This window comes from Kribbella sp. NPDC004138, assembly GCF_053603655.1.
This window is the reverse complement of sequence record NZ_JBSGFZ010000024.1, coordinates 24,118-46,693: the sequence shown is the minus strand read 5'-3', so window position 1 is coordinate 46,693 and position 22,576 is coordinate 24,118. Positions and strand designations below refer to the sequence as shown.

21 protein-coding genes are annotated in these 22,576 nt (G+C 70.0%); 17 read left to right on the top strand and 4 right to left on the bottom strand.

Annotated elements, in window-relative coordinates:
• The first annotated feature begins 139 nt into the window (after nucleotides 1-139).
• From ACWEOO_RS30225 to ACWEOO_RS30185, 9 genes are all read left to right on the top strand, one after another.
• On the top strand, nucleotides 140-1,666 hold the full coding sequence (locus tag ACWEOO_RS30225) for an ABC transporter substrate-binding protein (RefSeq protein WP_452145930.1): 1,527 nt from the start codon (nucleotides 140-142) through the stop codon (nucleotides 1,664-1,666).
• A complete protein-coding gene (locus ACWEOO_RS30220) occupies nucleotides 1,667-2,605 on the top strand; it encodes an ABC transporter permease (RefSeq protein ID WP_452145929.1) in 939 nt (312 codons plus the stop codon).
• Nucleotides 2,602-3,405: an ABC transporter permease gene (locus ACWEOO_RS30215; RefSeq protein WP_452145928.1), complete on the top strand. Its 804-nt coding sequence runs from the start codon at nucleotides 2,602-2,604 to the stop codon at nucleotides 3,403-3,405. Before ACWEOO_RS30220 ends, ACWEOO_RS30215 begins: the two co-directional genes overlap by 4 nt.
• Nucleotides 3,402-5,036, top strand: coding sequence for an ABC transporter ATP-binding protein (locus ACWEOO_RS30210; RefSeq protein WP_452145927.1), 1,635 nt, complete (start codon nucleotides 3,402-3,404; stop codon nucleotides 5,034-5,036). Before ACWEOO_RS30215 ends, ACWEOO_RS30210 begins: the two co-directional genes overlap by 4 nt.
• Nucleotides 5,033-6,091 carry a pyridoxal-phosphate dependent enzyme gene (locus ACWEOO_RS30205; RefSeq protein ID WP_452145926.1) on the top strand — a complete coding sequence of 353 codons (1,059 nt, stop codon included), beginning with the start codon at nucleotides 5,033-5,035 and terminating at the stop codon, nucleotides 6,089-6,091. The genes ACWEOO_RS30210 and ACWEOO_RS30205 overlap by 4 nt, the downstream gene beginning before the upstream one ends.
• A 61-nt stretch (nucleotides 6,092-6,152) precedes the next feature.
• A complete protein-coding gene (locus ACWEOO_RS30200) occupies nucleotides 6,153-6,950 on the top strand; it encodes a Rossmann-like domain-containing protein (protein WP_452145925.1) in 798 nt (265 codons plus the stop codon).
• Nucleotides 6,947-8,164 (top strand): MFS transporter, encoded by a 1,218-nt coding sequence (locus ACWEOO_RS30195; RefSeq protein WP_452145924.1) that lies wholly within the window; start codon nucleotides 6,947-6,949, stop codon nucleotides 8,162-8,164. The genes ACWEOO_RS30200 and ACWEOO_RS30195 overlap by 4 nt, the downstream gene beginning before the upstream one ends.
• Nucleotides 8,165-8,226: 62 nt before the next feature.
• Entirely contained in the window at nucleotides 8,227-8,898 is a 672-nt protein-coding gene (locus ACWEOO_RS30190; protein ID WP_452145923.1) for a DUF1707 SHOCT-like domain-containing protein, read from the top strand.
• 46 nt (nucleotides 8,899-8,944) lie between these two features.
• Nucleotides 8,945-9,424 (top strand): GNAT family N-acetyltransferase, encoded by a 480-nt coding sequence (locus ACWEOO_RS30185; protein ID WP_452145922.1) that lies wholly within the window; start codon nucleotides 8,945-8,947, stop codon nucleotides 9,422-9,424.
• Between the two features lie 411 nt (nucleotides 9,425-9,835).
• Here ACWEOO_RS30185 and ACWEOO_RS30180 read toward each other — a convergent pair whose 3' ends face one another.
• Complete coding sequence (locus ACWEOO_RS30180; RefSeq protein WP_452145921.1) at nucleotides 9,836-11,518, bottom strand: dolichyl-phosphate-mannose--protein mannosyltransferase; 1,683 nt, start codon at nucleotides 11,516-11,518, stop codon at nucleotides 9,836-9,838.
• 63 nt (nucleotides 11,519-11,581) lie between these two features.
• On the opposite strand from ACWEOO_RS30180, the gene rsmI reads away from it, so the two are divergent.
• The 6 genes from rsmI to ACWEOO_RS30150 all read left to right on the top strand — a co-directional run bounded on the left by rsmI (nucleotide 11,582) and on the right by ACWEOO_RS30150 (nucleotide 16,601).
• Nucleotides 11,582-12,424: a 16S rRNA (cytidine(1402)-2'-O)-methyltransferase gene (gene rsmI / locus ACWEOO_RS30175; protein WP_452145920.1), complete on the top strand. Its 843-nt coding sequence runs from the start codon at nucleotides 11,582-11,584 to the stop codon at nucleotides 12,422-12,424.
• Nucleotides 12,425-12,453: 29 nt separating this feature from the next.
• Nucleotides 12,454-14,019, top strand: coding sequence for a methionine--tRNA ligase (metG, locus tag ACWEOO_RS30170; protein WP_452145919.1), 1,566 nt, complete (start codon nucleotides 12,454-12,456; stop codon nucleotides 14,017-14,019).
• Nucleotides 14,020-14,167: 148 nt separating this feature from the next.
• Nucleotides 14,168-14,524 carry a DoxX family protein gene (locus ACWEOO_RS30165; RefSeq protein WP_452145918.1) on the top strand — a complete coding sequence of 119 codons (357 nt, stop codon included), beginning with the start codon at nucleotides 14,168-14,170 and terminating at the stop codon, nucleotides 14,522-14,524.
• 17 nt (nucleotides 14,525-14,541) lie between these two features.
• Nucleotides 14,542-14,952 carry a hypothetical protein gene (locus tag ACWEOO_RS30160; RefSeq protein ID WP_452145917.1) on the top strand — a complete coding sequence of 137 codons (411 nt, stop codon included), beginning with the start codon at nucleotides 14,542-14,544 and terminating at the stop codon, nucleotides 14,950-14,952.
• 15 nt (nucleotides 14,953-14,967) lie between these two features.
• Nucleotides 14,968-15,348 (top strand): YciI family protein, encoded by a 381-nt coding sequence (locus ACWEOO_RS30155; RefSeq protein WP_452146037.1) that lies wholly within the window; start codon nucleotides 14,968-14,970, stop codon nucleotides 15,346-15,348.
• Nucleotides 15,345-16,601 (top strand): RNA polymerase sigma factor, encoded by a 1,257-nt coding sequence (locus ACWEOO_RS30150; protein WP_452145916.1) that lies wholly within the window; start codon nucleotides 15,345-15,347, stop codon nucleotides 16,599-16,601. The genes ACWEOO_RS30155 and ACWEOO_RS30150 overlap by 4 nt, the downstream gene beginning before the upstream one ends.
• 12 nt (nucleotides 16,602-16,613) lie before the next feature.
• Here ACWEOO_RS30150 and ACWEOO_RS30145 read toward each other — a convergent pair whose 3' ends face one another.
• Nucleotides 16,614-17,897, bottom strand: coding sequence for a helix-turn-helix transcriptional regulator (locus ACWEOO_RS30145; protein ID WP_452145915.1), 1,284 nt, complete (start codon nucleotides 17,895-17,897; stop codon nucleotides 16,614-16,616).
• 142 nt (nucleotides 17,898-18,039) lie between these two features.
• On the opposite strand from ACWEOO_RS30145, the gene ACWEOO_RS30140 reads away from it, so the two are divergent.
• On the top strand, nucleotides 18,040-18,951 hold the full coding sequence (locus ACWEOO_RS30140; protein ID WP_452145914.1) for an NADP-dependent oxidoreductase: 912 nt from the start codon (nucleotides 18,040-18,042) through the stop codon (nucleotides 18,949-18,951).
• Nucleotides 18,952-19,058: 107 nt separating this feature from the next.
• On the opposite strand, the gene ACWEOO_RS30135 is transcribed toward ACWEOO_RS30140, so the two are convergent.
• A complete protein-coding gene (locus tag ACWEOO_RS30135) occupies nucleotides 19,059-19,970 on the bottom strand; it encodes a phytanoyl-CoA dioxygenase family protein (protein WP_452145913.1) in 912 nt (303 codons plus the stop codon).
• Between the two features lie 101 nt (nucleotides 19,971-20,071).
• Between ACWEOO_RS30135 and ACWEOO_RS30130 the strand changes: the two genes are divergently transcribed.
• Complete coding sequence (locus tag ACWEOO_RS30130) at nucleotides 20,072-21,268, top strand: RNA-guided endonuclease InsQ/TnpB family protein (protein ID WP_452145912.1); 1,197 nt, start codon at nucleotides 20,072-20,074, stop codon at nucleotides 21,266-21,268.
• Between the two features lie 38 nt (nucleotides 21,269-21,306).
• Here the strand turns inward: ACWEOO_RS30130 and ACWEOO_RS30125 are convergent, their stop codons facing one another.
• Entirely contained in the window at nucleotides 21,307-22,575 is a 1,269-nt protein-coding gene (locus ACWEOO_RS30125; RefSeq protein WP_452145911.1) for an ABC transporter substrate-binding protein, read from the bottom strand.
• Nucleotide 22,576: the final 1 nt, after the last annotated feature.

Genomic DNA, 22,576 nt, shown 5'->3' with positions numbered 1-22,576 from the left:
GGACACCTCCTGTCCGTCGGGGCCGGTGACACGCCGTTACGGCGGGCGGGTTCCGGCATGCCCCCGACAGAATGATCGCGTCGGGTTCGGATGCGCGCTGGATTTGACAATCGTTTTCACTAAGGTGAGGATGTGGCGCGTGTCCGAGGCTTTGGGTAGGCGTGGGTTCCTGGGGATGGCCGGGGCTACCGGGCTGGCGGCGATCGCCGGCTGCGGGGCGGACGGGGGTGCGGCGGCACCGCCCAAGCAGGGCGGGCGGCTACGCGCTGTGTACGCCGGGGGCGGGGCGAAGGAGGTGCTCGACCCGCACGTGCAGAGCCTGTTCGTGGACATCGCGCGGCACAAGGCGATCTACGAGAAGCTCGTCGAGCTCGGGCCCGATCTACGGCCGGTGGGCCGGCTGGCGTCGACGTGGGAGCACGACGCCACGGCGACCATCTGGCGGTTCACGCTGCGGGACGCGACGTTCCACGACGGCGCCAAGCTGGTCGCGGACGACGTGCTGTACAGCTTGAGCCGGATCGTGGATCCCGCCGTGCCGGAGCGGGTCGCGCAGTCCTCGCTCGCGACGCTGGATCTCAAGCGCAGCAAGGCGATCGGCCCTTCCACGGTCGAGTTGGTGCTGACGCAGCCGAACGCGGAGTTCCCCGCGTTGCTGGCCGGCATCGGTACTCAGATCGTGCGGGACGGCTTCAAGGATCCGGCCAAGCCGATCGGCACGGGTGCATTCCGGCACGTGTCGTTCGAGGCCGGGCGCTCGCTGGTCGCCTCGCGGTACGACGAGTACTGGGACGAGCCCGCGCGGATCGAGGAGCTGCACATCCTGTCCGCGGACTCCGAGGCGCGGGCGACCGCCGTCCAGGGCGGGCAGGCGGAGTACGCCAACGACATGACCGCGACGTTCGCGCGCACGGCCGGGAAGACGGTCCGCATCGTGGCGTCGAAGGCCAGCACGATGCAGGCGTTCGTGATGAAGGTCGACCGGCCGCCGTTCGACAACCCCGACGTACGGCTGGCGTTGAAGCTGGTGGCGGACCGGCAGCGGCTCGTCGACGTGGTGCTCGCCGGGCGCGGCGAGGTGGGGAACGACCTGTTCGGCAAGGGATATCAGTACTACCCGGCCGATCTGCCGCAGCTCGAGCGGGACGTCGACCGCGCGAAGTCGTTGCTCGCGAAGGCCGGGCTGGCGGGCAAGGAAGTCGAGATCTTCACCGCGGACGCGTCGGCCGGGTTCGTCGAGGCGGCGACGCTGTTCGCGGAGCAGGTCGCGGAGGCCGGCGTCCGGCTCAAGGTGACCACCGGGAGCCCGCAGACCTACGCCAAGGACCTGCTCACGAAGGGTGCCATCGGCAACCACCGGTCCGGCGCGATGCCGATCCCGCAGTACGTCACCGACCGGCTGCTGTCGCACTCGCCGTTCAACGTGACGCACTGGCGGCGGCCCGCGTTCGATGCGGCGTTCGCGGCGGCGCGGGCGGTCACGTCCGAGGCCGAGCGGTCGGCCAAGTACGGCGTACTGCAGAAGACGGTGCGCGACGAGGGCGGGATCCTCGCGTGGGGCCTGCCGGACTACCTGATCGCGGTGTCGGCCAAGGTCCAGGGCGTGCAGGCGGTGCCGCCGAACACGCTGGACCAGGGCCGGTTCGACAAGGTGTGGCTGGCCTGAATGCGGTCCTACGCCGTCCAGCGGGCAGGGCTCGCGGTCGTGCAGCTGGCCGTGCTGTCCGTGCTGGTGTTCGTGCTGACTTCGTTGCTGCCGGGGGATGCGGCGGAGATGCGGTTCACCGAGACGCTGACGCCATCGCAGGTCGCTGCGCTCCGGGCCGAGCTCGGTCTCGATCAGCCTGCGGCCGAGCGGTTCGTGCATTGGCTGGGGAACGTGCTGACGGGTGATCTCGGGACGTCGCTGATCAGCGGGGGACCGGTGGTCGACATCGTACGGGACTCGATCGGTGCGACGCTCGTGCTCACGCTGACGACGCTCGCGGTCGTCGTACCGCTGGCCGTTGCCCTCGGCATCGTGATGGGCACGCGGGAGAACGGGGGCCTGGACCGGGCGATCACGTCCGTCACGCTGGCGTTGTCGGCGATCCCGGACTTCGTGATCGCGGTGGTCCTGGTCGCGGTGTTCGCGCTGAAACTCGGCTGGTTGCCCGCGACCTGGGTCGGCGGGGACCTCCTGGCGTCGCCGGCTCTGCTGATCCTGCCGGTCGGGGTGCTCCTCGGCCGGACGGTCTGCCTGTTGTCGCGTCAGGTCCGGGCGGGGACGGTCGCGGCGCTGAACGCGGAGTACGTGACCCAGGCCCGGCGGCTGGGCGTTCCGCGCCGTCAGCTGCTGCTTCGCCACGTCCTGCCCAACGCGGCGGTTCCCGGCGTACAGGAGCTGGCGCGGACCGGTGACACGCTGCTCGGCGGAGTGCTGGTGGTCGAGGCGATCTTCGCGATCCCGGGCTTCGCGACGGCGCTCGTGGACGGTGTGGAGACGCGGGACGTCCCGACGGTGCAGGGCCTGACGCTTGTGCTGGCCGTCGCCGCGCTGCTCATCAACCTCGGTGCCGACCTCGTCTGCAACCGGCTCGTACCCCGGACGGAGGCGCTCCGATGAGCGTGCTGCGCGGGGCCGCGGGATGGGTGGCGGTCGCGCTGTGTGTGGTGCCGTTGGCGGTGGCTGTGCTGGGGCCGTTCCTGCCGTACGACGCCCGCGCTGGGCTGCCCTACTCGTCCGAAGGTCTGCTGGGGACGGACGGGCTGGGGCGCGACGTGCTGGGGTTGTTGCTGGTCGGTGGGCGGACAGCGTTGGGGATGGCGTTCGGCGCGGTGGTGCTGGCGTACCTCGTAGGCGGACTGGTCGGCCTGACGGCCGCGTCGACCCGGCACCGCTGGTTGGACGAGGGGATGATGCGGCCCCTCGACGTCCTGCTGCCGCTTCCGTCGTTGCTGGTGATCAGCGTGGTCGCCGTCGGCTGGCAGGCGTCCGCGCCGGCGATCACGGTGGCCGTCGCCATGGTGAACGTGCCGACGGTCGCGCGGCTGGTCCGGGCAGCGGCCTTGGACGCAGCCAGCGGACCGGTGGTCGAGGCGCTCCGGATGCAACGGGAGTCGTGGTTCACGATCCAGCTCGGGTACGTCGGACGCTCGGTGCTCGGGCCGGTCGCGGCGGATCTCGGCACGCGGATCACGCTCGCGGTGTTCCTCGTCGCCTCGGTCAACTTCCTCGGCCTCGGCCTGAGCCCGACCGCGCCCGACTGGGCGGTCAGCGTGTCCCGCAACCGCGAGGGCCTGCTCCTCCAGCCTTGGTCCGTGCTCGCCCCCGCCCTCCTCCTTGTCTCCTTCACCCTCGGCTTCAATCTCCTCGCCGACCGCCTCGTCCACCACTCCCGTCGTCTTGTCGGGAGCCCCGCATGAGCCGCGACCCGCAGACGACCGAGCCGCTGGTGGGTGAGCCCGACGCGGTCGAGCCTCGCGCGGCCGAGCCGCACGGGGAGTCGGCGGCCGGCGAAGCGTTGGTGCGTGTGGTTGGGCTTTCCGCGGTTGCTGGGGTGGGGGTGTTGGTGGACGGGGTGTCGTTCGAGGTTGTTGCGGGAGAGGTGACGGCGCTGGTCGGGGCGTCCGGGTCGGGGAAGACGACCTCGGCGCTGGCGTTGCTCGGGGAGCATGGCGACGGGGTTCGGCTGGGCGGGCGGGTCGAGGTCGGCGGCCGCGTGGTTGTCGATGGCAACGGCGTGACTGCCGCCGCGGCGGCGGTGCGCGGCCGAGTGGTGGCTTACATGCCGCAGCACCCGGGGAGTGCGCTCAATCCGGCGCGGAGGATCGGTACGACGTTGCGGGAGCTGGCGAAGCTGCATGGCGGCGATCCCGAGGAGGCTGTCCGCCAGGCGCAGCTGCCCGGCGAGGACGCCGTCCTCAAACGTTTTCCGCATCAGTTCTCCGGCGGGCAGCGGCAACGCGTCGCGCTCGCGCAGACGCTCACCTGCCGCCCTGAGGTGCTCGTGCTCGACGAGCCGAGCACCGGCCTCGACTCGGTCACCCGGCTGCAGCTCGTCCACGAGCTGCGGGAGCTCACGGCCGCCGGTCTCGGCATCTTGCTGCTCAGTCACGATCTCGACCTGGTCCGTGCGCTCGCCACCCGCGTGGTCGTCCTCGACGCCGGTCAGGTGATCGCGGCCGGAACCACCGACGTACTCCCGCGAACGCCGGACCTGGACACCTCGGGAACCTCCACGGCGGGCAAACCGTTGCTAACGGCAATGAACCTGAAAGCTTCGCTGCGTCCGCGCGGCCGTGACGTCGTCCTGCACGGGGCCGATCTGTCCGTCCGCGCCGGCGCCTGCCTCGGCATCGTCGGACGTTCCGGCAGCGGCAAGACCACGTTGGCGCGCTGCCTGGCCGGACTGCACGAGCGCTACACCGGCAGCATCCTGCTCGACGATCAGCCGCTGCCGGTCCTGCGCAAGCGCACTCGCGACCAGCACCGCCGCGTCCAGTACGTCTGGCAGGAGGTCCGCGGCTCCTTCGACGAGCGCCGTCCCGTCGACCAGCAGGTCGCCCGTACGGCGCAACGCCTGCGCGGACTCGCGCCGGACCGGGCCTACGCCGAGGCCGTCACCACCCTCGCCCGGCTCGGCGTCGCCGCGATCACCGCCGCCCGTCCGCCGAGCCGTCTGTCCGGCGGCGAGCTGCAACGGGCCGCCCTCGCGCGTGCAGTGCTCGCGCACCCCGACGTCCTGATCTGCGACGAGATCACCACCGCCCTCGACGACCGCGGTACGGAGCTGGTCCTCGACCTCCTGACCGAGCTCAAGCAGCGCGGTACGGCGCTGATCTGGATCGGTCACGACCTGCGGCTGGTCGCGGCCGTCGCCGACCGGGTGATGGTCCTCGACGCCGGCCGCGTGGTCGAGCAGGGCCCGCCCGAAACCCTCACCACCGAACCGCGCCACGCCCTGACCCGCCAACTGGTCGCGGCTGCCCGGATCGGTCACCCCTCATCTCCGCCCGTGCCATCCATCGACACAAGGAGCGAACCGCGCCGATGACGCGACTGCACGACCACCTGGCGGAGGCCATCAAGGATCCCGATCCGATCCGGGTCAGTTCCGCCGCGGGCGACGACCTGATCTGCCTGCGGTTCGAGACCATGAAGGTGTACTCCGCGCTCGGCGCCGTACGCCATCTCCTGGACACCGGGCAGGTCCGGCCCGGCGACACGCTGATCGACAGTTCGAGCGGGATCTACGCGCACGCGCTCGCACTCGCCTGCCACCGGTACGGGATGAAGTGCCACATCGTCGGCTCGACCACGGTCGACCGGACGCTCAGGATCCAGCTCGAGATCCTCGGCGCGACCGTCGAGCAGGTGCCGTCGTCGAACAACCTGCAGCTCGACCAGAACCTCCGGGTCCGGCGGATCGGCGAGATCCTCCGCGACAACCCGTCGTACCACTGGATGCGGCAGTACCACGACGACATCCACTATCTCGGCTACGGGGCGGTCGCGGACCTCGTGGCGCGGCTGGTGCCGGCGGGGCCGCTGTGCCTGGTCGGCGGCGTCGGGACCGGAGCGTCGACCGGCGCGATCGCGGCGTACCTGCGCGAGCGCGGGCGGGACGTGAACCTGGTCGGCGTGCAGCCGTTCGGCAGCGTCACGTTCGGGGCCGGGCACACGCAGGACCCGGAAATGATCATCGCCGGGATCGGCAGCTCGATCGAGTTCCGGAACGTGCGGCACGAGCTGTACGACCGGCTGCACTGGGTCTCGTTCGACTACGCGATGTCGGCCGCGGTCGACCTGCTCCGTACGTCCGGCGTTTTCGCGGGACTTTCCGCCGGTGCGGCGTACCTGTCGGCATTGTGGGAGCACAACTGCGACCGCGGCCGGAAACACGTTTTCCTGGCCGCGGACACCGGGACGCGGTACGTCGAGTCCGCATTCGCGCGGCACGCCGAGGCGCGGCCGCTGGCGTCGATGCGGCCGCGCGAGATCGACTCGCTGGACGAGCTCGCGGTGCCCTGGTCGGCGATGTCCTGGGACCGGCGGGAATCCGCGCAGGCCCGGCGCGAGGAATTCCCATCTGCGACTCCGTCGCATTAATGTGGTCCTGCTGGTTGCACTACAACCCCGAAAGGCCGGCCGATCTCCCATGACCGCTCACGTGGCTGATCTCATCGCTTCTGTTCTGGACGGATCGCGTGGTCCTGCACCGGCAGAGTTCGACGTCACCAGTGCGTTCTGGCTGCACCACACCACCCGGCTGCCCGGCGCCGACGTCACCTACCGGAACTACTACGTGCTGCTGCGAGTGGGCGAGGTCTTCGGTGCCTGCTCCTTCGAGGCCGGCGAGCTCGAGCCGGCGTACTGCGCCGACACCTCCGGCCGCACGCTCGCCGACGTACTCTCGTCCGACGATCCGCTCCCGGTCCGCATCGCGGCGCTGGACGCGTACCTGGCCGCGGTCGAGCCGCACCACACCTCGCCGTACGCCGAGGAGATCGTCCTCCCCGCCGGTACGCCGGATGTCCGCGCCCGCGCCCGCGACGCCGCCGTCGCCGGACTGCTCGACGTTGCCGAAGGCACCAAGGTCGCACTGATCGGCGTCGTCAACCCGCTCGTCGAGGCGATCACCGAGCGTGGCGGCAGCTGTCTGCCGTGCGACTTCAACCTGCGGGCAACTGCGTCCGGCCTGCCCGTCTCCCGTGACATGACCGAGGTGGTCGACGCCGCCGACGCGGTCGTCGCCACCGGGATGACGCTGTCCAACGGCAGCTTCGACCTCCTCCTAACTCGTTGCCGTGAGCAATCGAAGCCGCTCGCGATCTACGCTCAGACCGGCAGCGCCGTGGCCCGCGCGTTCCTCGGGGCGGGCGTCACCGCGCTGTCGGCGGAACCGTTTCCCTTCTCCCAGTTCAGCTCCCGCCCGAGCAGCCTCTATCGCTACAGGACGGACACATGACACAGACCCAGCCGGTCACCACCGAGGTGCCGGGCGACCTCCGGATGGCCAAGCGGCTGTGGCCGTTCTTGCTGGCCTCGACGGCGAGCCTGATCCCGTTCACGGTGTTCGGGATGTACCTGGTGCCGATCGCGGACGCCGCCGGCGGGAGCGTGGCGGAGATCGGCGGCCTGCGCGGGCTCGGCGGGCTGGCGGCATTGGCGGTCGGCGTCCTGCTCGCGCCGCTGATGGACCGGGCGCCGCGCGAGCTGGTTGCGGCCGGCGGCCTGGCTCTGCTCGGTGTTTCCGCGGCATTGGGGGCTGTGGGCAACGTCTTCGCGCTGGCCGCGTTCTGTCTGCTGATCGGCGCCTCGACCTCGATCCTCGCGCCGTCGATCGGGGCCGCCGCGGCCGACCGTTTCAGGTCGCCGGCCGCTGCCGGTCGCGCGGCGACGCTGGTGTCTGCGACGACCTCGGCGATGGCGATGCTGGCGGCTCCAGTGCTGGCCGGGCCCGGGCTGATCTGGGGCTGGCGGGGCAACCTGCTGGCGGCCTCGGCGATCTCGCTCACCCTGTCGGCGGCCTTCTTCTGGCGCGGGCGCGGCCGGAAGGCGCCGATCACCGGAAACGAGCGGGTGAGCTATCTGGCGACGTACCGCGAGCTCGCCCGGATCCCGGGTGCCCTGCCGCTGCTGGCCGTGGCGATGCTGAGGACGGCCGCCTTCATGGGCTACCTCGCGTACCTGGCCGCGTTCTACGACGAGAAGTTCGAGCTCGCGCCTGGCTGGTTCGCGCTGGTCTGGTCGCTGAGCGGCGCGTCGTTCTTCCTCGGCAACCTGCTCGCCGGCCGGTACCTCGCCACCTCACGCCCGTGGATCGCGCCCGAGCGGCTGCTCCTCGCGGGGATCACCGTCGCGCTGATCGCGGTGTCGGCGTTCTACTTCTCGCCGACGCTCCCGCTCACCTTGCTGCTGACCGCGGTCATGGGCGCCAGTCACGCGACGGTGGCGGCCTGCGTCACGACCTTGCTGGTGCACCGCAGCGGTGCACTGCGCGGTTCCGCCCTCAGCGTCAACGCGGCCGGGATGAGTCTCGGCACGTTCCTCGGCGCCGCGATCGGCGGCCTCGGCCTGGGCCTCGGCGGCTACCCCGGTACGGCGATCACGTTCGCCGCGATCACACTCGTCGCGGTGGGATGCGCACTGCGCGTGCAGCGCCGGAGGATCGCCGGGTAGGGGCTGGTTCCGGGATGAATCGGGGTCCTCACCGAGCCGCTGACGATATATCGTTCGGTCTTATGGAGAACCTGCCCGACCGCCCGCACCCGCACGCGCATCTGCGGGCGTCCGACACCGATCGTGACCAGGTCGTCGACGTACTGCGGGAGGCCCTGATGTCGGGCCGGTTGACGCAGGACGAGCACGCCGACCGGCTCGAGCAGACGCTGGGGGCGAAGACCCTCGGCGAGCTGGAGCCGATCACCCGCGACCTCGTCGTCCCCGGTCAGCCGCTGCCCGCGGCGCAGCCGGTGCGGGCCGCGTCGACCAGCCTGGTCCCGATCGAGGAGCCGGCCGACCCGTCGCAGAGCTTCGACACCATGGTCGCGATCTTCGGCGGCGGTGAGCGGAAGGGCCGCTGGCGGGTGAAGCGCCGGACGAACGCGTTCGCGGTCTTCGGCGGGCACGACCTGGACATGACCAACGCGGTCTTCGAGGGCCGAGAGGTGACGATCTACGCGTTCGCGGTGTTCGGCGGGATCGACATCACCGTGCCCGAGGGCGTGACGGTGCGCAACGAGGGCGTCGGCATCTTCGGCGGCTTCGGCGCCCGCGGCAGCGACGACCCGGACCCGAACGCCCCCGTCGTGGTGGTCAAGGGCCTGGCGCTGTTCGGCGGTGTCGGCGGCCAGTCCTCGGTCAAACGGCACGGCAAGAAGAACAAGGGCAAGGGCCACCACGAGTTGCACTGAGCAATTCAGGTGCGACCCGGCGGCGGCGCGACCTAACCTTTCGGCCATGGACTTCGTGCCGGCCGATTTCGACGTGCCCACCGAACTGATCACGCCGCGGTTCCGCCTCGAACCGCTCGGTCCCGAGCACAACGTCTCCGACCACGCCGCGTGGACCGGCAGCATCGACCACGTCCGCGCGACCCCGGGGTTCCAGGGCAGCTGGCCGCCGGCCGACGGCATGTCACTCGAGCGGAACCTCGCCGACCTGCAGCGTCACGCCGACGACTTCGCCGGACGCCGGGGCTTCACGTTCACGGTGCTCGAGCCGGGGACCGGCGAGGTGATCGGGTGCGTGTACATCTATCCGTCCCGCCAGGACGAGCGGATCACCGACGTCCGTTCGTGGGTGCGCGGCGACCGCGCCGCGTTGGACAAGCCGTTGTACGACGCCGTGCACAACTGGCTGACGACGGACTGGCCGTTCGAATCCATCGACTACGCGTCCCGCTCACCAGAGCCGCCCCAAGACCCGTCCAGGTCCTGAGTCGTCCGGCCCCGCTCGTCCGGGCCCTGCTCGTCCAGCCCCCGGCGGTCGAGCGGAGTCGGCCATTCGGGGGTTGACCCCTGAGCTTGCCGGTTGGCCCCTCGGAATGCGAGGGGTCAACCCGCCAGCTGAGGGGTCAACCCCTGAGCCGTGCAGTGGCCGGGGGCAGTGGGTGGCCTGCTCGCCTGCTCGTAGTAGCGAGCCTCCGTGCTGACAGCGGACCTGGTGGCCCGGGCCGCGCCGGGTTGTGCCCGACGTCGAGGTCGGCAGCGGTGGCACTGTGCGGGGCAGGCTGGGCGACGGGACGCCTCGACCCGGGACCCGGAACAGGCAACGGTGACCTGAGACAGGCAATATCAGGTCCCCGCACACCACGTCTTGTCTCACGTCACCCCGCCCGGGGTACTCAGGCTAGATCCACGACTTGAACCACATCCGGCTGAGCCAGTCGGGGTGCGGGAGCACCTTGTCGGTCAGGATCGGCCAGATGTAGGCGAAGTTCAGGACGACCAGGACGACGAAGGCGCCGACGACCGCGCTGCCGATCAGGCGGCGGGGCGTGGCGGTGCTCATCGCGGCGCGGGCCGGGCCGAGGACCTTGCCGAGGACCAGCGCCAGCGCCATCACCGTGAACGGGATCATCGTGACGGCGTAGAAGAAGAAGATCGGTCTGTCGTCGAACGCGAACCACGGCACCCAGCACGTCACGAACCCGACAATCGGTACGCCGAACCGCCAGTCGCGCGCGCCGATCCACAGCACCAGCGCGGCGATCAGCGCGAGCGCACCGCCCCACCACAGCAGCGGCGTGCCGAGGGCAGAGATCACCTGCAGGCAGTTGGTGCCGGTGGGCGCGTCACACCCCGGCGTACCGGGCTTGATGTCGTTGACCGCGTCGAAGCCGATCGGGCGGGCGATGATCGGCCAGCCGGCCGGGTTCGAGGCGTACGGGTGGGTGGCGTGCTTGATGTAGTCGCCGGTGTGGAAGGCGAGCACTTCCTTGTGGTAGTAGGCCAGCGACCGGAAGTCGTCCGGCACGACCTTCATCACGCCGTGCGCCGGGTTGCTCGCGGCCCAGTTGTGGTCGTAGGCGTTGTCGTGCAGCAGCCAGCCGGTCCAGGTGGCGACGTACGTGACGCAGGCGACCAGCACCAGGCTGACGAACGCCGGGATGCCGTCGACCAGCGCCGACTTCACGAACGCGAACCGGACGCCGAGGGCGCGGCGGGCGCCGAGGTCCCAGGCGAACGTCATCACGCCGAACGCGGCGAGCACCCAGATCGCCGACCACTTGGTGCCGAGCGCCAGGCCGAAGCAGACGCCGGCGGCGAGCCGCCACGGCCGGATCAGCAGCCAGCGGCCGACACCTCGACGCTCGCCGTCCGGGGTCGGCTTGTCGAGGGTCTCGGCGTGCCGGCGGCGGGTCCAGTCCCGGTCGGCGACCAGGCAGGAGATCGCGGCGACCAGCCAGAACGCAAGGAAGATGTCGAGCAGCGCGACCCGGGACATCACGAAGTGCAGGCCGTCGACCGCGAGCAGCAGGCCGGCGATGCAGCCGATCAGGGTCGACCGGGTCATCCGGCGGACGGTCCGGATCAGCAGCAGCACGGTCAGCGTGCCGAACAGGGCCGGCATGAACCGCCAGCCGAACGGGGTCATCCCGAACAGTTGCTCACCGGCCGCGATCATCCACTTGCCGACCTCGGGGTGCACGGTCAGGCTCGGGGTGTCCTTGAAGACGTCCAGGTTGCCGGCCAGGATCGCCTTGTCGGCGGCGCCCTCTGGCTGGTCGATGAACTGCCGTGCGTAGCCGAACTTGAGCAGGCTGTACGCGTCCTTGGCGTAGTACGTCTCGTCGAAGACGAACTTCACCGGGTTGCTCAGGTGCCAGAACCGCAGCACGCCGGCCAGCAGGGTGATCGCCAGCGTGGCGATCCAGCCCCCGTCGAAGTCCCGCGGCATCGCCGGGTACAACCGCTCCTTGAGCGGCGGCAGCCGTCGTCCGAGCACGTCCCGCCCGAGCGTCTCCCGCTCCGCGCCGGCGTCACTGCGCCGCGCCGTACCGTCCTCGATCACAGCAGCCACGCCCGCCATCGTACGGACGCGGCGGTACCACCGCCTCCTCAGATCCCCGCACCGGGCTGGGATGATGGGCCGATGAGCGGGCGACTGGTGCTGGCAGGGACCCCTATCGGGGACGTCGGGGACGCGTCGGCGCGGTTGGGGCGGGTGCTGGCGGAGGCTGATGTGGTGGCCGCGGAGGATACGCGGCGGCTGAAGCGGTTGACCTCCGAGTTGGGGATTCAGGTCGGTGGGCGGGTGGTCAGCTACTTCGAGGGGAACGAGCGGGAGCGGACCCCGGAGTTGCTGCAGGCGCTGACCGACGGGCAGACCGTGGTCGTGGTGACGGACGCGGGGATGCCCAGCGTGTCGGATCCCGGGTACCGGCTGGTGGCGGCTGCGATCGAGGCCGACGTCGACGTGACCGCCGTACCGGGCCCGTCGGCGGTGCTGACGGCGCTCGCGCTCAGCGGGTTGCCGGTCGACCGGTTCACCTTCGAGGGGTTCCTGCCGCGCAAACCCGGCGAGCGCGGGCGACGGCTCGGCGAGCTGAAGGACGAGCAGCGGACGATGGTGTTCTTCGAGGCTCCGCACCGGCTCACGCAGTCGCTGGAGGCGATGGCCGAGGCGTTCGGGGGCGATCGGCGGACGGCGGTGTGCCGGGAGCTCACCAAGACGTACGAAGAGGTCAAGCGCGGCCCTCTCGACGATCTCGTCCTGTGGTCGAAGGAGGGCGTCCGGGGTGAGATCACCGTGGTCGTGTCCGGCGCCGACCCGCACCGGGTCATGACGCCGGACGATCTGGCGCGGGAGGTGGCTGTGGACGAGGAGGCGGGGACGCCGCGCAAGCAGGCGATCGCCGACGTCGCGAAGCGCTTCAACGTGCCCAAACGGACGGTGTACGACGCCGTACTCGCTGCCCGGGACCCCGGTAAATAGCACTGGCGCGCGCCACTACCCTTGTTGACATGTCCGAGAAGGTCTATTACGTCACCACCCCGATCTACTACGTCACGGCCGCGCCGCACATCGGCAGCGCGTACACGACGGTGGCCGGGGACGTCCTGAGCCGCTGGCACGCCCAGCGTGGCGAGCGCAAGTGGTACCTGACGGGTACCGACGAGCACGGCGAAAAGGTGATGCGCAGCGCGCAGGCCCAGGGCATGACCCCGAAGGAGTGGACCGACAAGCTCGTCGAGGAGGCCTGGAAGCCGGCCTGGGTGGACGTCGACATTGCGTACGACGACTTCATCCGGACCACCGAGCAGCGGCACACCGAGCGGGTCCGCGAGTTCTGGCAGACGCTCTACGACAAGGGCGACGTCTACAAGGGCGAGTACGAGGGCCTGTACTGCGTGGGCTGCGAGGAGTTCAAGCTCCCGGCGGACATCCGCACCGACTCCGACGGCACCCAGCGGTGCATGATCCACGGGACCGAGCTGGAGACGGTCTCGGAGACGAACTACTTCTTCCGGCTCTCGGCGTACGCCGACAAGCTGCTCGAGCTGTACGAGTCGCAGCCGGACTTCGTCGCGCCGTCGAGCGCCCGCAACGAGGTGATCGCGTTCGTCAAGCAGGGTCTGCAGGACCTGTCGATCACCCGCTCGACGTTCGACTGGGGCATCCCGGTCCCGTGGGACGAGGACCACGTCCTCTACGTGTGGATCGACGCGCTGCTCAACTACGTGACGGCCGCCGGCTACGGCACCGACCCGGAGCGGTTCGAGGAGCTCTGGCCGGCGAACGTGCACCTGGTCGGCAAGGACATCCTCCGGTTCCACGCGGTGATCTGGCCGGCCATGCTGATGGCTGCCGAGGTCGCCGTACCGAAGCAGGTCTTCGCGCACGGCTGGCTGCTCGTCGGCGGCGAGAAGATGAGCAAGTCCAAGCTGACCGCGATCGCGCCGCACGAGATCACCGACCACTTCGGCTCCGATGCCTTCCGGTACTACTTCCTGCGCACGATCCAGTTCGGGTCGGACGGCTCGTTCTCGTGGGAGCACCTGAGCGCGGTCTACACCTCCGAGCTCGCGAACGGCCTGGGCAACCTGGCCAGCCGGATCGCGGCCATGGTCGGCAAGTACTTCGACGGCGCGCTGCCGGAGCCGACCGACCACGGACCGGCCGAGCAGGCGCTCGCGGACAAGCTCGCGCAGACCGTGGCCACCGCGGACAAGGCTCTGGACTCGCTCGCGTTCCAGGACGCGCTGGCGGCGATCAACGAGCTCGTCGGCGCCGTGAACGGGTACGTCACCGAGCAGGAGCCGTGGAAGGTCGCGAAGGACGACACCCAGCGGGCCCGGCTGGCGACGATCCTGTACAGCGCCGCGGAGGTGCTGCGCGGGGTCGCCGTCCTGCACAACCCGACGATGCCGAAGACGTCCGCGAAGCTGTGGACGCTGCTCGGCGCGGAGGAGAAGCTCGGCGCGCTCAAGGACCAGCGAGTCCAGGACGCCGGCACCTGGGGCCAGCTCCCGGCCGGCGCCACTCTGACCAAGGGCGAGCCGTTGTTCCCGCGCCTCGAAGAGGCCTGAGAAAAAGTTCGGCCGGGCTGTCGAAGCCGCGGTGGTGGCTCCGATAACGGGGTGAAAGCGACCCTGATGATCGGAGCGAACGATGAGTGAGCGCGTACTTCCTGGAGTGGTCCGGCCCGCCGCGCGGGTTCGGACAGTGTTTCGGACAGTGGCCGTCTGGGCTGTGCGGGTGGCCCTGGCCGTGCAGTTCGGAGTCGGCGGGGCCGGCAAACTCGCCGGCTCCGACCAGATGGTGCGGATGTTCGACGACATCGGGGCCGGGCGCTGGCTCCGCGTGCTCGTCGGAGTTCTCGAGGTCGCCGGTGCGATCGGGCTGTTGGTCCCGCGGCTGGCGGGTGTGGCGGCGGCGGGCCTGGTCGGCCTGATGATCGGCGCGGTGGTCACGAACGTGGCGATCCTCGGCAGTTCGCCGATCGCTCCGCTGGCGTTCGGCGTCCTCGCCGCGGTGGTGGCGTACGCGCGGCGGCAGCAGCTCGTCGTACTCGGCCGTTCCGTCCGTCGCTGACGCTCGAGGGGACCATCATGTCCGAGCAGTCACCCGCCGACGCCCTGCGCACTCTCGCGCCACTGATCGGCACCTGGAAGGTCGAGGGACCGGGCCACCACGGCACCGTCAGCTACGAATGGTTCGAGGACGGCGCGTTCGTCGTCCAGCGGATCGAGCTGGTGAGCGACGGCGAGACCAGTCGCGGTGTCGAGTACATCGGCGTGGACGCCGATACCGGTATGCTCCGGTCCCATTACTTCTCCAACACCGGCAAGATCCTCGAGTACACCTACCAACTGGCCGGCGGCACGTTGACGATCTGGTTCGGCGGTACCGACTCGCCGGCGAAGTTCGTCGGGGAGTTCGACGCCGGCCACACAGTCAACACCGGTGCCTGGCAGTGGCCGGGCGGCGGGTACGAGTCGACCATGACGCGCGTGGGGTGATCGGCAGTGAAGTACATGATCATGACGTTCGGGGACGAGTCGGCCTGGGACACCCTCGGGCTCGGCGGCCGGGAATCGACCTGGTCGCAGGAGCAGGTGGACGCGCACTACCAGGCGATGGGTGAGTTCTACGGCGAGCTCGCGGCCAACGGTGAACTCGTCACCGGCTTCGGGCTGGCCGACCCGTCGCACACGCTGACGATCGAGGTCGTCGACGGCCGTCCGGTCGCCTCCGACGGTCCGTACGCCGAGGCGAAGGAGGTGCTGGCCGGCTTCGGCATCATCGAGGTCGACTCGCACGACCGGGCCGTCGAGCTCGCCGCACGGTTCTCGGCGCTCGTCGAGACCAGGGTCGAGCTGCGGCCGGTGCTGGAGCAGGGCGGCCAGGAGATGTGACCGGGCCGGCCGAGGAGGTCCCGGCGGAGGCCCGGATCGAGGACCTGCTGCGCGAACTCGCGCCGCGGGTCCTCGCCGCTGTCACGCGGCGCTTCGGCCGGTTCGATCTCGCCGAGGACGCGGTCCAGGAGGCGCTGCTGGCGGCGGCGAGTGGCTGGTCCCAGGACGGCGTACCGCCCAGCCCCGCCGCCTGGCTGACGACTGTCGCCGTCCGCCGGATGACCGACATGCTGCGCAGCGAACAGGCCCGGCGCAGGCGGGAGCAACTGGACGCGACCCGCCGGCTGCCCGAGAGCCTGCTCGGCGACGACAGCATCACGACCGCCGACCAGGACGACACCCTGGTGATCCTCTTCCTGTGCTGCCATCCCGACGTCCAGCCGGCCAGTCAGCTGACTCTCACGCTGCGGGCGGTGGGCGGTCTGACGACGGCCGAGATCGCCCGGGCACTGCTGGTACCCGAGGCGACCGTCGGGCAGCGGATCAGCCGCGCGAAGCAGCGGATCAGCCAGTCCGGCGCACGGTTCCGGCTGCCGGCGCCGGAGGAGCGCCGACAGCGGCTCGACGTGGTGATGCAGGTGCTGTACCTGATCTTCAACGAGGGCTACACCGCCTCCTCGGGGACGACGTTGCAGCGGGTCGAGCTCGCCGCCGAGGCGATCCGGCTGACCCGGATGCTGCGCGAGAAGCTCCCGTCCGAGCCCGAGGTCGGCGGCCTGCTGGCGCTGATGCTGCTGACCCACGCGCGCCGGCAGGCCCGCACCGGTCCCACCGGTGACCTGATCCCGTTGGCGGAACAGGACCGGAGCCGGTGGGACCGTGAGCTGATCTCCGAAGGTGTCGCCCTGCTCGAGGACGTGCTGCCGCGACGCCGGCCCGGGCCGTACCAACTGCAGGCCGCGATCGCCGCCGTTCATGCCGAGGCCGAGCGGTTCGAAGACACCGACTGGGCACAGATCGTCGCGTTGTACGACGTGTTGGTCCGGATGTCCGCGGATCCGGTGGTCCGGCTGAACTCCGCGGTCGCTGTCGCCATGCACCGGGGACCGGCCGCAGGCCTGGAGTTGCTCGACAGCCTCGCGACCGACCCGAAGCTGGCCGGTCACCACCGGCTGGCCGCCGTCCGGGCGCATCTGCTGGAACAGTCCGGCTCGCTGGACACGGCCCGCCAGGCCTACCTCGCCGCCGCCAAACTCACCACCAGCGCACCCGAGCAGCGCTACCTCCGTGCCCGCGCCGCCCGCCTGGTCTAGGCCCTGTCTGGTCTAAACCGCGAGGTAGAGCGCGGCGGCCTGGGTTCGCGTGGTCACGTCCAGTTTGGTGAGGATGTTGGCGACGTGGAACTTCACGGTCGACTCGCTGATGTGCAGGTCGTCGGCGATCGAGCGGTTGCGTTGCCCCTGGGCCAGCCGCTCGAGCACCTCCAGTTCGCGGGCGCCGAGCGCGGCCAGCGGGTCGGACGTGACGGTGAGCGGCGCCTGTGCCGTGCGGAGGGTGATCCGGGCCGTCAGGCCCCACCCGGGGACGGCGTCCAGGTCCAGGTCGCCTTCGTGCAGACGCAGTCGCTCGGACAGCTGCCCGAGGTCGAGGACGTTCTCGATCCGGCCGGGGCCGTCGTCGCGCACGGTCGCCTGCAACTCGGTGCCGCTCCAGCGCCAGCCGACGCGGATCCGGGTCAGCCGGTCTTGCGTGAGCATCGCGAGCACCACCGCCCGGACCGCCACCCGGCCGGCGTGCGCGACCCCGCCCGGGATCAACCGGTCGTTGCCGGGGGCATCCAGCTCGAGCTCGACCGGGCCGTGCCGGAGCAGCGCCCGCAGCGAGTCCGCGAGCCGGTCGAAGGCCTTGCCGACCGGCTCCTCGCCGCTGCAGACGCGGTCGCGCTGGGTGTCGTTGCGAAGTTCACCGAGCCCGTTCAGCGCCAGCTCGACCGCCATCGTGCGAGCGGTCGCGTCGTCGATCCGCTGATTCCGCAGTACGCCGAGAAGCGTCGCGAGCGTCGCCGCATGAGCTTCACCGAGCTCGGCCGCCACATCGTTGCGGGCCTCGGCGACGGCGCGGTTCTGGGCGATCGCGCCTGGTTCGCGTTCGAGAGTCAGCCGGTACATGTGGGCGGTGACGACGTCCCACAACGCCTGCAGCGCGTCGGCGGCGATCGGTTCGTCGGCCGCGCGGAGGAAGACGACGACCGAGCCACGCGGCGCACGATCGCTCGCGATGGCGAGGACCGGGTGCGTGGATCCGGCGATGTTCACGATGCCCTGCCAGGGATGTCCGGCAGTGACTGTTCCCAGCAGCGCGGCGAGGTCGGCACCGGTGATCGCCGCGGCGAGCGCGGGATCGCCGTGCGCGGTGACGGGGGTGGACGCGCACTGCGAGGCCAGTTGGGCGACAGCGCGGTGCGGGATCAGGTCGGCGGTGGCGGCCGAGAGCCGGGAGAGCAGCTCCTCGGCCGGTCCGTCGATGACCTGCGCCGCCGCTGCCAGTACCTGTGCGCCGGCGGTCGGCGCCACCGGTCCCGCGTCCGGAAGCACGTCCGTTTCTCCCATGCCCTTCAGCGTACGTCGGTTGACGCGTCCACCCGGGCCCGTCTTTCGGACGGGGAAGAACTGTCCGATCGGCCAGTCGGGAATAGCCGCGGATCCGCGAACATTTTATTAAAGCGACAACCAAATTTGTGGAGGCAGTGCGATGCGAGCGGTGGTGTTCGAGGAGTTCGGCGGGCCGGAGGTACTCGAGGTCCAGGAGGTGCCGGAGCCGCAGGCGGGGCCGGAGCAGGTGCGGATCAAGGTCCGCGCGGCCGGCGTGAACCCGATCGACTTCAAGGTGCGCCGCGGCTGGACGAAGGGATTCATCGACCCGGTGCTCCCGGCCGTCCCGGGGCTCGAGGTGGCCGGTGTGGTCGACCAGGTCGGTGAGGGCGCGGAGTTCGCGGTCGGCGACGAGGTCGTCGGCTGGTCGGACGGCGGCGCGTACGCCGAGTACGCGATCGCGGGGAACGTGGCGCGCAAGCCCGCGGGCGTGAGCTGGGAGCAGGCTGCCGGCGTACCCGTGGCCGGTGAGACCGCACAGCGCGTGCTTGACCTGCTCGGCGTGAAGTCCGGCGAGACGATCCTGATTCACGGCGCCGCGGGTGCGGTCGGCTCGGTCGCCGTACAGCTCGCGAAGACCGCGGGTCTGACAGTCGTCGGTACGGCGTCGACCGCGAACCACGACTACCTGCGGTCGCTCGGCGCGGTGCCGGTCGAGTACGGCGAAGGTCTGCTCGAGCGGGTGCGCGCGGCGGCTCCGGACGGTGTGGACGCGGTGTTCGACACCGCGGGCCAGGGCGGTCTGCAGGAGTCGATCGAGCTGCGCGGCGGCACCGACCGGATCGTCACGATCGCCGACTTCGCAGCGGCCGAGCTCGGCGTCACCGCTTCCATGGCCGGTACGGCGACGCCCGCGGAGGTCCGCGCCACCCTCGGCGCCCAGCTGCAGGCGGTCGCCGACGGCACGCTGACGATCCGGGTCGCCGAGGCCTTCGACCTCGCGGACGCGGCCAAGGCTCAGGAGCTGAGCGAGTCCGGCCACGCCCGCGGCAAGATCGTCCTCGCTCTGTAGGCGGACCTCCAGCACTCATCAACCTCCGCCGGCGGCGGATCGACCGGGCAGTTCACGCGGGCGCTCGGTCGGCCGTGGCCGGTTGATGAGTGGTGCAGGTCCGGCGCTCAGACGTACGCGAACCGGGACCGCGGTGTCGGTACCTCGTCGACGCGTGGGTCCCAGCGGTCGACGAAGTGCACCCCGGCGGGGACCTCGATGCAATCTGTCGAGGTCCAGCCGCGGGTGAGGGTGGGGAAGTCCGGGACGTCGGGGTGGTAGTGCGGCTTCCCGGTGCCGAGCAGGTCGACGGCCATCGGTGCGCTTGTCGCCTGGTACCGGAAGTCGGCCGACAACCGCAGCCGCTTCGTCCGGTTCGGCATCGCGCCGTGCACGGTCAGGCTGCCGAACAGCAGCACGTCACCCGGCCGGTACGACGCCGTCCGCCACTCCGGATGGTTCTCGTCGGCCTCGGCGCGCATCATCCCCGGCCCGTCCGACGCCTTCACCGGCAGCACGCCGAGCCGCGGCGACCCGGCCAGCACCCGCAACCCGCCGATCTCGGGCGGCGCCGCACTCAACGGCAGCCAGGTGGTGAGCGTGTCCACACACCCCTGGATGAACCGGTAGTCCTGATGGATCGGCGTCGGATTCGCACCCGGCGACGGGGGAGCGATCCGGCAGATGTGCGCCGGATGCGCGAACGTCTCCTCACCCAGCAACCGCGCGGTCAACGACAACAGCTCCGACCGCACAGCCAACCGGTGAAACGCCTCCGTGCTCTGGATCGCCGTATAGGCCCCGAAGAACCCGGCGGACCCTTCCTCGACAGCCCGCCCCGACGCCACCAACTCCAACGGATCGGCATCCCGCGCCAACCAGTCGCTGTCGTACAAGATCCGCGCCAACTGTTCATGCACGTCGCCGACGACATCGCGAGGCAGCAGCCCACGGAAAAACAGGTACCCCTCAGTCGCGAGCCGGTTCCGCAGCACTCCGGCGTCCAGAAGATCGTCGTACGAGTCGGTCAGTTCTTTCATCGGTTTCGTCGCGAGAAGCCCTTCGCCTGCAAGCGGAGGAATCGCGACTCCCTCCCTGCGAAGATCGGGGACTGTCGGTCCCGGCTGATTAGGTGGACTTCATGTCCCGGTTCCGCATGTACCCGACTCCGGCGCAGCAGACTGCGTTGCTGGAGCAGTGCAGACACGCCAGGTATGTATGGAACCTTGCGCTCGAGCAGTGGTCGATGTGGAAGCGCGACAAGGGGCCGACGCCTGGGTTCGGTCAGCAGGCACGGCAGCTGACGGAGGCGAGGGCGGCTTTCGAGTGGCTGCGGTCCGGATCGCAGACCGTGCAGCAGCAAGCTCTGCGTGACTTTGATCAAGCTGTCAGGCTCTTCTACGCCGGCACACACGGACGACCGACGTGGCGCAAAACCGGTCAGCATGAGGGGTTCCGGATCGTCGGTTCCCAGGCGTCCCGCATCGGCGAGCTGAACCGCAAGTGGGCGCGAGTGCGGGTGCCGAAGGTCGGATGGGTGCGGTTTCGCCTGTCGCGGCGCGTCCCGGAGGCGAAGTCGTACCGCGTCACGCTCGACCGGGCAGGACGCTGGCACATCGCATTTGCGGCCATTCCGCCTCCCATTCCTGCACCTCGGAGTGGTGAGGTAGTCGGTGTGGACCGTGGAGTCCACGTGTCGGCAGCTCTGTCCAATGGCGAACTCCTGAGGTGCCCGGGCTGGTCGGTGACCGCGCGGGCGCGGCTCAGGGTGCTGCAACGTCGCATGGCTCGTCGGCAACGCGGCTCCAAACGGTGGGCGCGAGTCAAAGCGGCGATTGCGAGGATGTACGCGAAGGCCGTAGACAGACGCAAAGACTGGGTGGAGAAGACCAGTACGGATCTCGCGCGACGGTTCGACGTCATCCGCGTCGAAGCCCTGCGCATCGCGTCGCTGACCAGGCGTCCCAAGCCCAAGCTCGATCCGGCGAACCCCGGGAGGTATCTGCCGAACCGTCGACAAGCCAAGGCCGGACTCAACCGAGGCATCCTCGCGAGCGGCTGGGGTCAGCTGGTACGCCGCCTGGAGCACAAGGCGGCCGGACGCGTCGAGCAGGTCGATCCCGCGTATACATCTCAGACCTGCAACTTCTGTGGGCATTGTGCACCCGAGAACCGCAAGAGCCAAGCGGTCTTCCGATGCACAGCCTGCGGACGTGAGATGCACGCGGATGTGAACGCAGCACGCAACATCGCGGCCGGACGGGCCGTCAGCGCACGCCAAGAGGTGCCCGTTCGGGTCTCGCCGAAGCGTGAACCTCAACTCACTACCGTGCTGTAGTGGTTGGAATCCCTGGATCTTCGCACCCGGGGAGGACGTCAATTGTTGTTTCCGATCTTGTCCATGGCGGCGGCGATGTCGGCGACGCCGGCCTTGTTCAGGTACAGGTCGTTGACGGTCTTGTTGATCTCGGGGGACTTCGCGGTCCAGCCTTCGGCGATGGGGAGGTTGACGGTGCTGCCGGCGGCCGATTCGAGGAAGGGCTGGACGTCGATGTTCTTCTTCTTCCAGAACGCCTGGTACCCGGCGCCGGCGTCGTTGAGCGCCGGGATGATGTAGCCGGCGTCGCCCATCAGCCGCTGGGCCTTCTCCGAGCCGAGGAAGGCGACCAGCTTGCCGGCCTCGTCGGGGTGCTTCGTCTTCGCGAACATCGCCTCGGCGAGCCCGTTGATCACCACGGTCCGGCCGGCCGGTCCGGCCGGCATCGCCGCGACCCCGATCGGGAACTTCACCTCGGGCAGCGCGAACGGCAGCAGCGCGTTGTTCGCCGGGAACATCGCGACCTCGCCGCGGTAGAACATCTCGGTCGCCTGGCCGGTCGGCGGGTTGGTCCGGGTGCCGTCCGGCGACACTTTCCACTTGAACACCAGGTCGCGCGCGAACTGCAGCGCCTCGACCGACTTGTCTCCGGCGAAGTCGAAGCTGCCGTACGGCTTGTCCATCGCGTGGCCGCCGTTCGACGCGATCCAGTTCAGCCACTGGGTTTGGCTGTGATTCCAGGAGCAGAAGCCCCACTGCTTGCCGACGGTCAGCTTGCGAGCGACCTCGAGGAAGCTGCCCGAGCCGTCGGGCGCCCAGGTCAGCTCGGTCGGCATCGTGACGCCGGCTTTCGCGAACAGGTCCTTGTTGTAGAGCAGTCCGACGATGCCCATGTCCTTCGGCATCCCCAGCTGCTTGTCCTCGAACTTGTACGACTGCACGACGTTCGGGTGGTACGAGTCGAGTTTCAGCCCCGCCTTCGAGATCAGGTCGTCGAGCGGCGTCAAGACGCCCTTGCTCGCGAAGTCGGGGAAGTAGTCGACGGTCAGCCAGAACACGTCCGGTGCCTTGCCGCTGGCCAACTCGGTGGTCAGCTTGGTCCAGTACTGGTCCCACGGCAGCACTTCCATCCGGACCGTGATGTCCGGGTTCTCCTTGGTGAACTCGGCGAAGACGGTCTTGTAGCCCACCTCCTGCTGCTCGTCCCACAGCCGGTAGACGAGCTCGACCTTGCCGCCGCCGGCGGCCTTGTCGTCGGACGAGCCGCAGCCGGCGAGCGCGAGCACACTGCCGGCGCCGATCAGAAATGTCCTCCTGGACAACGACATG

Coding starts and splice junctions, on each gene's coding strand:
- ACWEOO_RS30140 (WP_452145914.1), top strand. CDS start 18,040: ATGCGAGCGGTGGTGTTCGAGGAGTTCGGCGGGCCGGAGGTACTCGAG.
- ACWEOO_RS30145 (WP_452145915.1), bottom strand. CDS start 17,897: ATGGGAGAAACGGACGTGCTTCCGGACGCGGGACCGGTGGCGCCGACC.
- metG (WP_452145919.1), top strand. CDS start 12,454: ATGTCCGAGAAGGTCTATTACGTCACCACCCCGATCTACTACGTCACG.
- ACWEOO_RS30135 (WP_452145913.1), bottom strand. CDS start 19,970: ATGAAAGAACTGACCGACTCGTACGACGATCTTCTGGACGCCGGAGTG.
- ACWEOO_RS30125 (WP_452145911.1), bottom strand. CDS start 22,575: ATGTCGTTGTCCAGGAGGACATTTCTGATCGGCGCCGGCAGTGTGCTC.
- ACWEOO_RS30205 (WP_452145926.1), top strand. CDS start 5,033: ATGACGCGACTGCACGACCACCTGGCGGAGGCCATCAAGGATCCCGAT.
- ACWEOO_RS30130 (WP_452145912.1), top strand. CDS start 20,072: ATGTCCCGGTTCCGCATGTACCCGACTCCGGCGCAGCAGACTGCGTTG.
- ACWEOO_RS30210 (WP_452145927.1), top strand. CDS start 3,402: ATGAGCCGCGACCCGCAGACGACCGAGCCGCTGGTGGGTGAGCCCGAC.
- ACWEOO_RS30215 (WP_452145928.1), top strand. CDS start 2,602: ATGAGCGTGCTGCGCGGGGCCGCGGGATGGGTGGCGGTCGCGCTGTGT.
- ACWEOO_RS30180 (WP_452145921.1), bottom strand. CDS start 11,518: ATGGCGGGCGTGGCTGCTGTGATCGAGGACGGTACGGCGCGGCGCAGT.
- ACWEOO_RS30220 (WP_452145929.1), top strand. CDS start 1,667: ATGCGGTCCTACGCCGTCCAGCGGGCAGGGCTCGCGGTCGTGCAGCTG.
- ACWEOO_RS30160 (WP_452145917.1), top strand. CDS start 14,542: ATGTCCGAGCAGTCACCCGCCGACGCCCTGCGCACTCTCGCGCCACTG.
- rsmI (WP_452145920.1), top strand. CDS start 11,582: ATGAGCGGGCGACTGGTGCTGGCAGGGACCCCTATCGGGGACGTCGGG.
- ACWEOO_RS30195 (WP_452145924.1), top strand. CDS start 6,947: ATGACACAGACCCAGCCGGTCACCACCGAGGTGCCGGGCGACCTCCGG.
- ACWEOO_RS30185 (WP_452145922.1), top strand. CDS start 8,945: ATGGACTTCGTGCCGGCCGATTTCGACGTGCCCACCGAACTGATCACG.
- ACWEOO_RS30190 (WP_452145923.1), top strand. CDS start 8,227: ATGGAGAACCTGCCCGACCGCCCGCACCCGCACGCGCATCTGCGGGCG.
- ACWEOO_RS30155 (WP_452146037.1), top strand. CDS start 14,968: ATGATCATGACGTTCGGGGACGAGTCGGCCTGGGACACCCTCGGGCTC.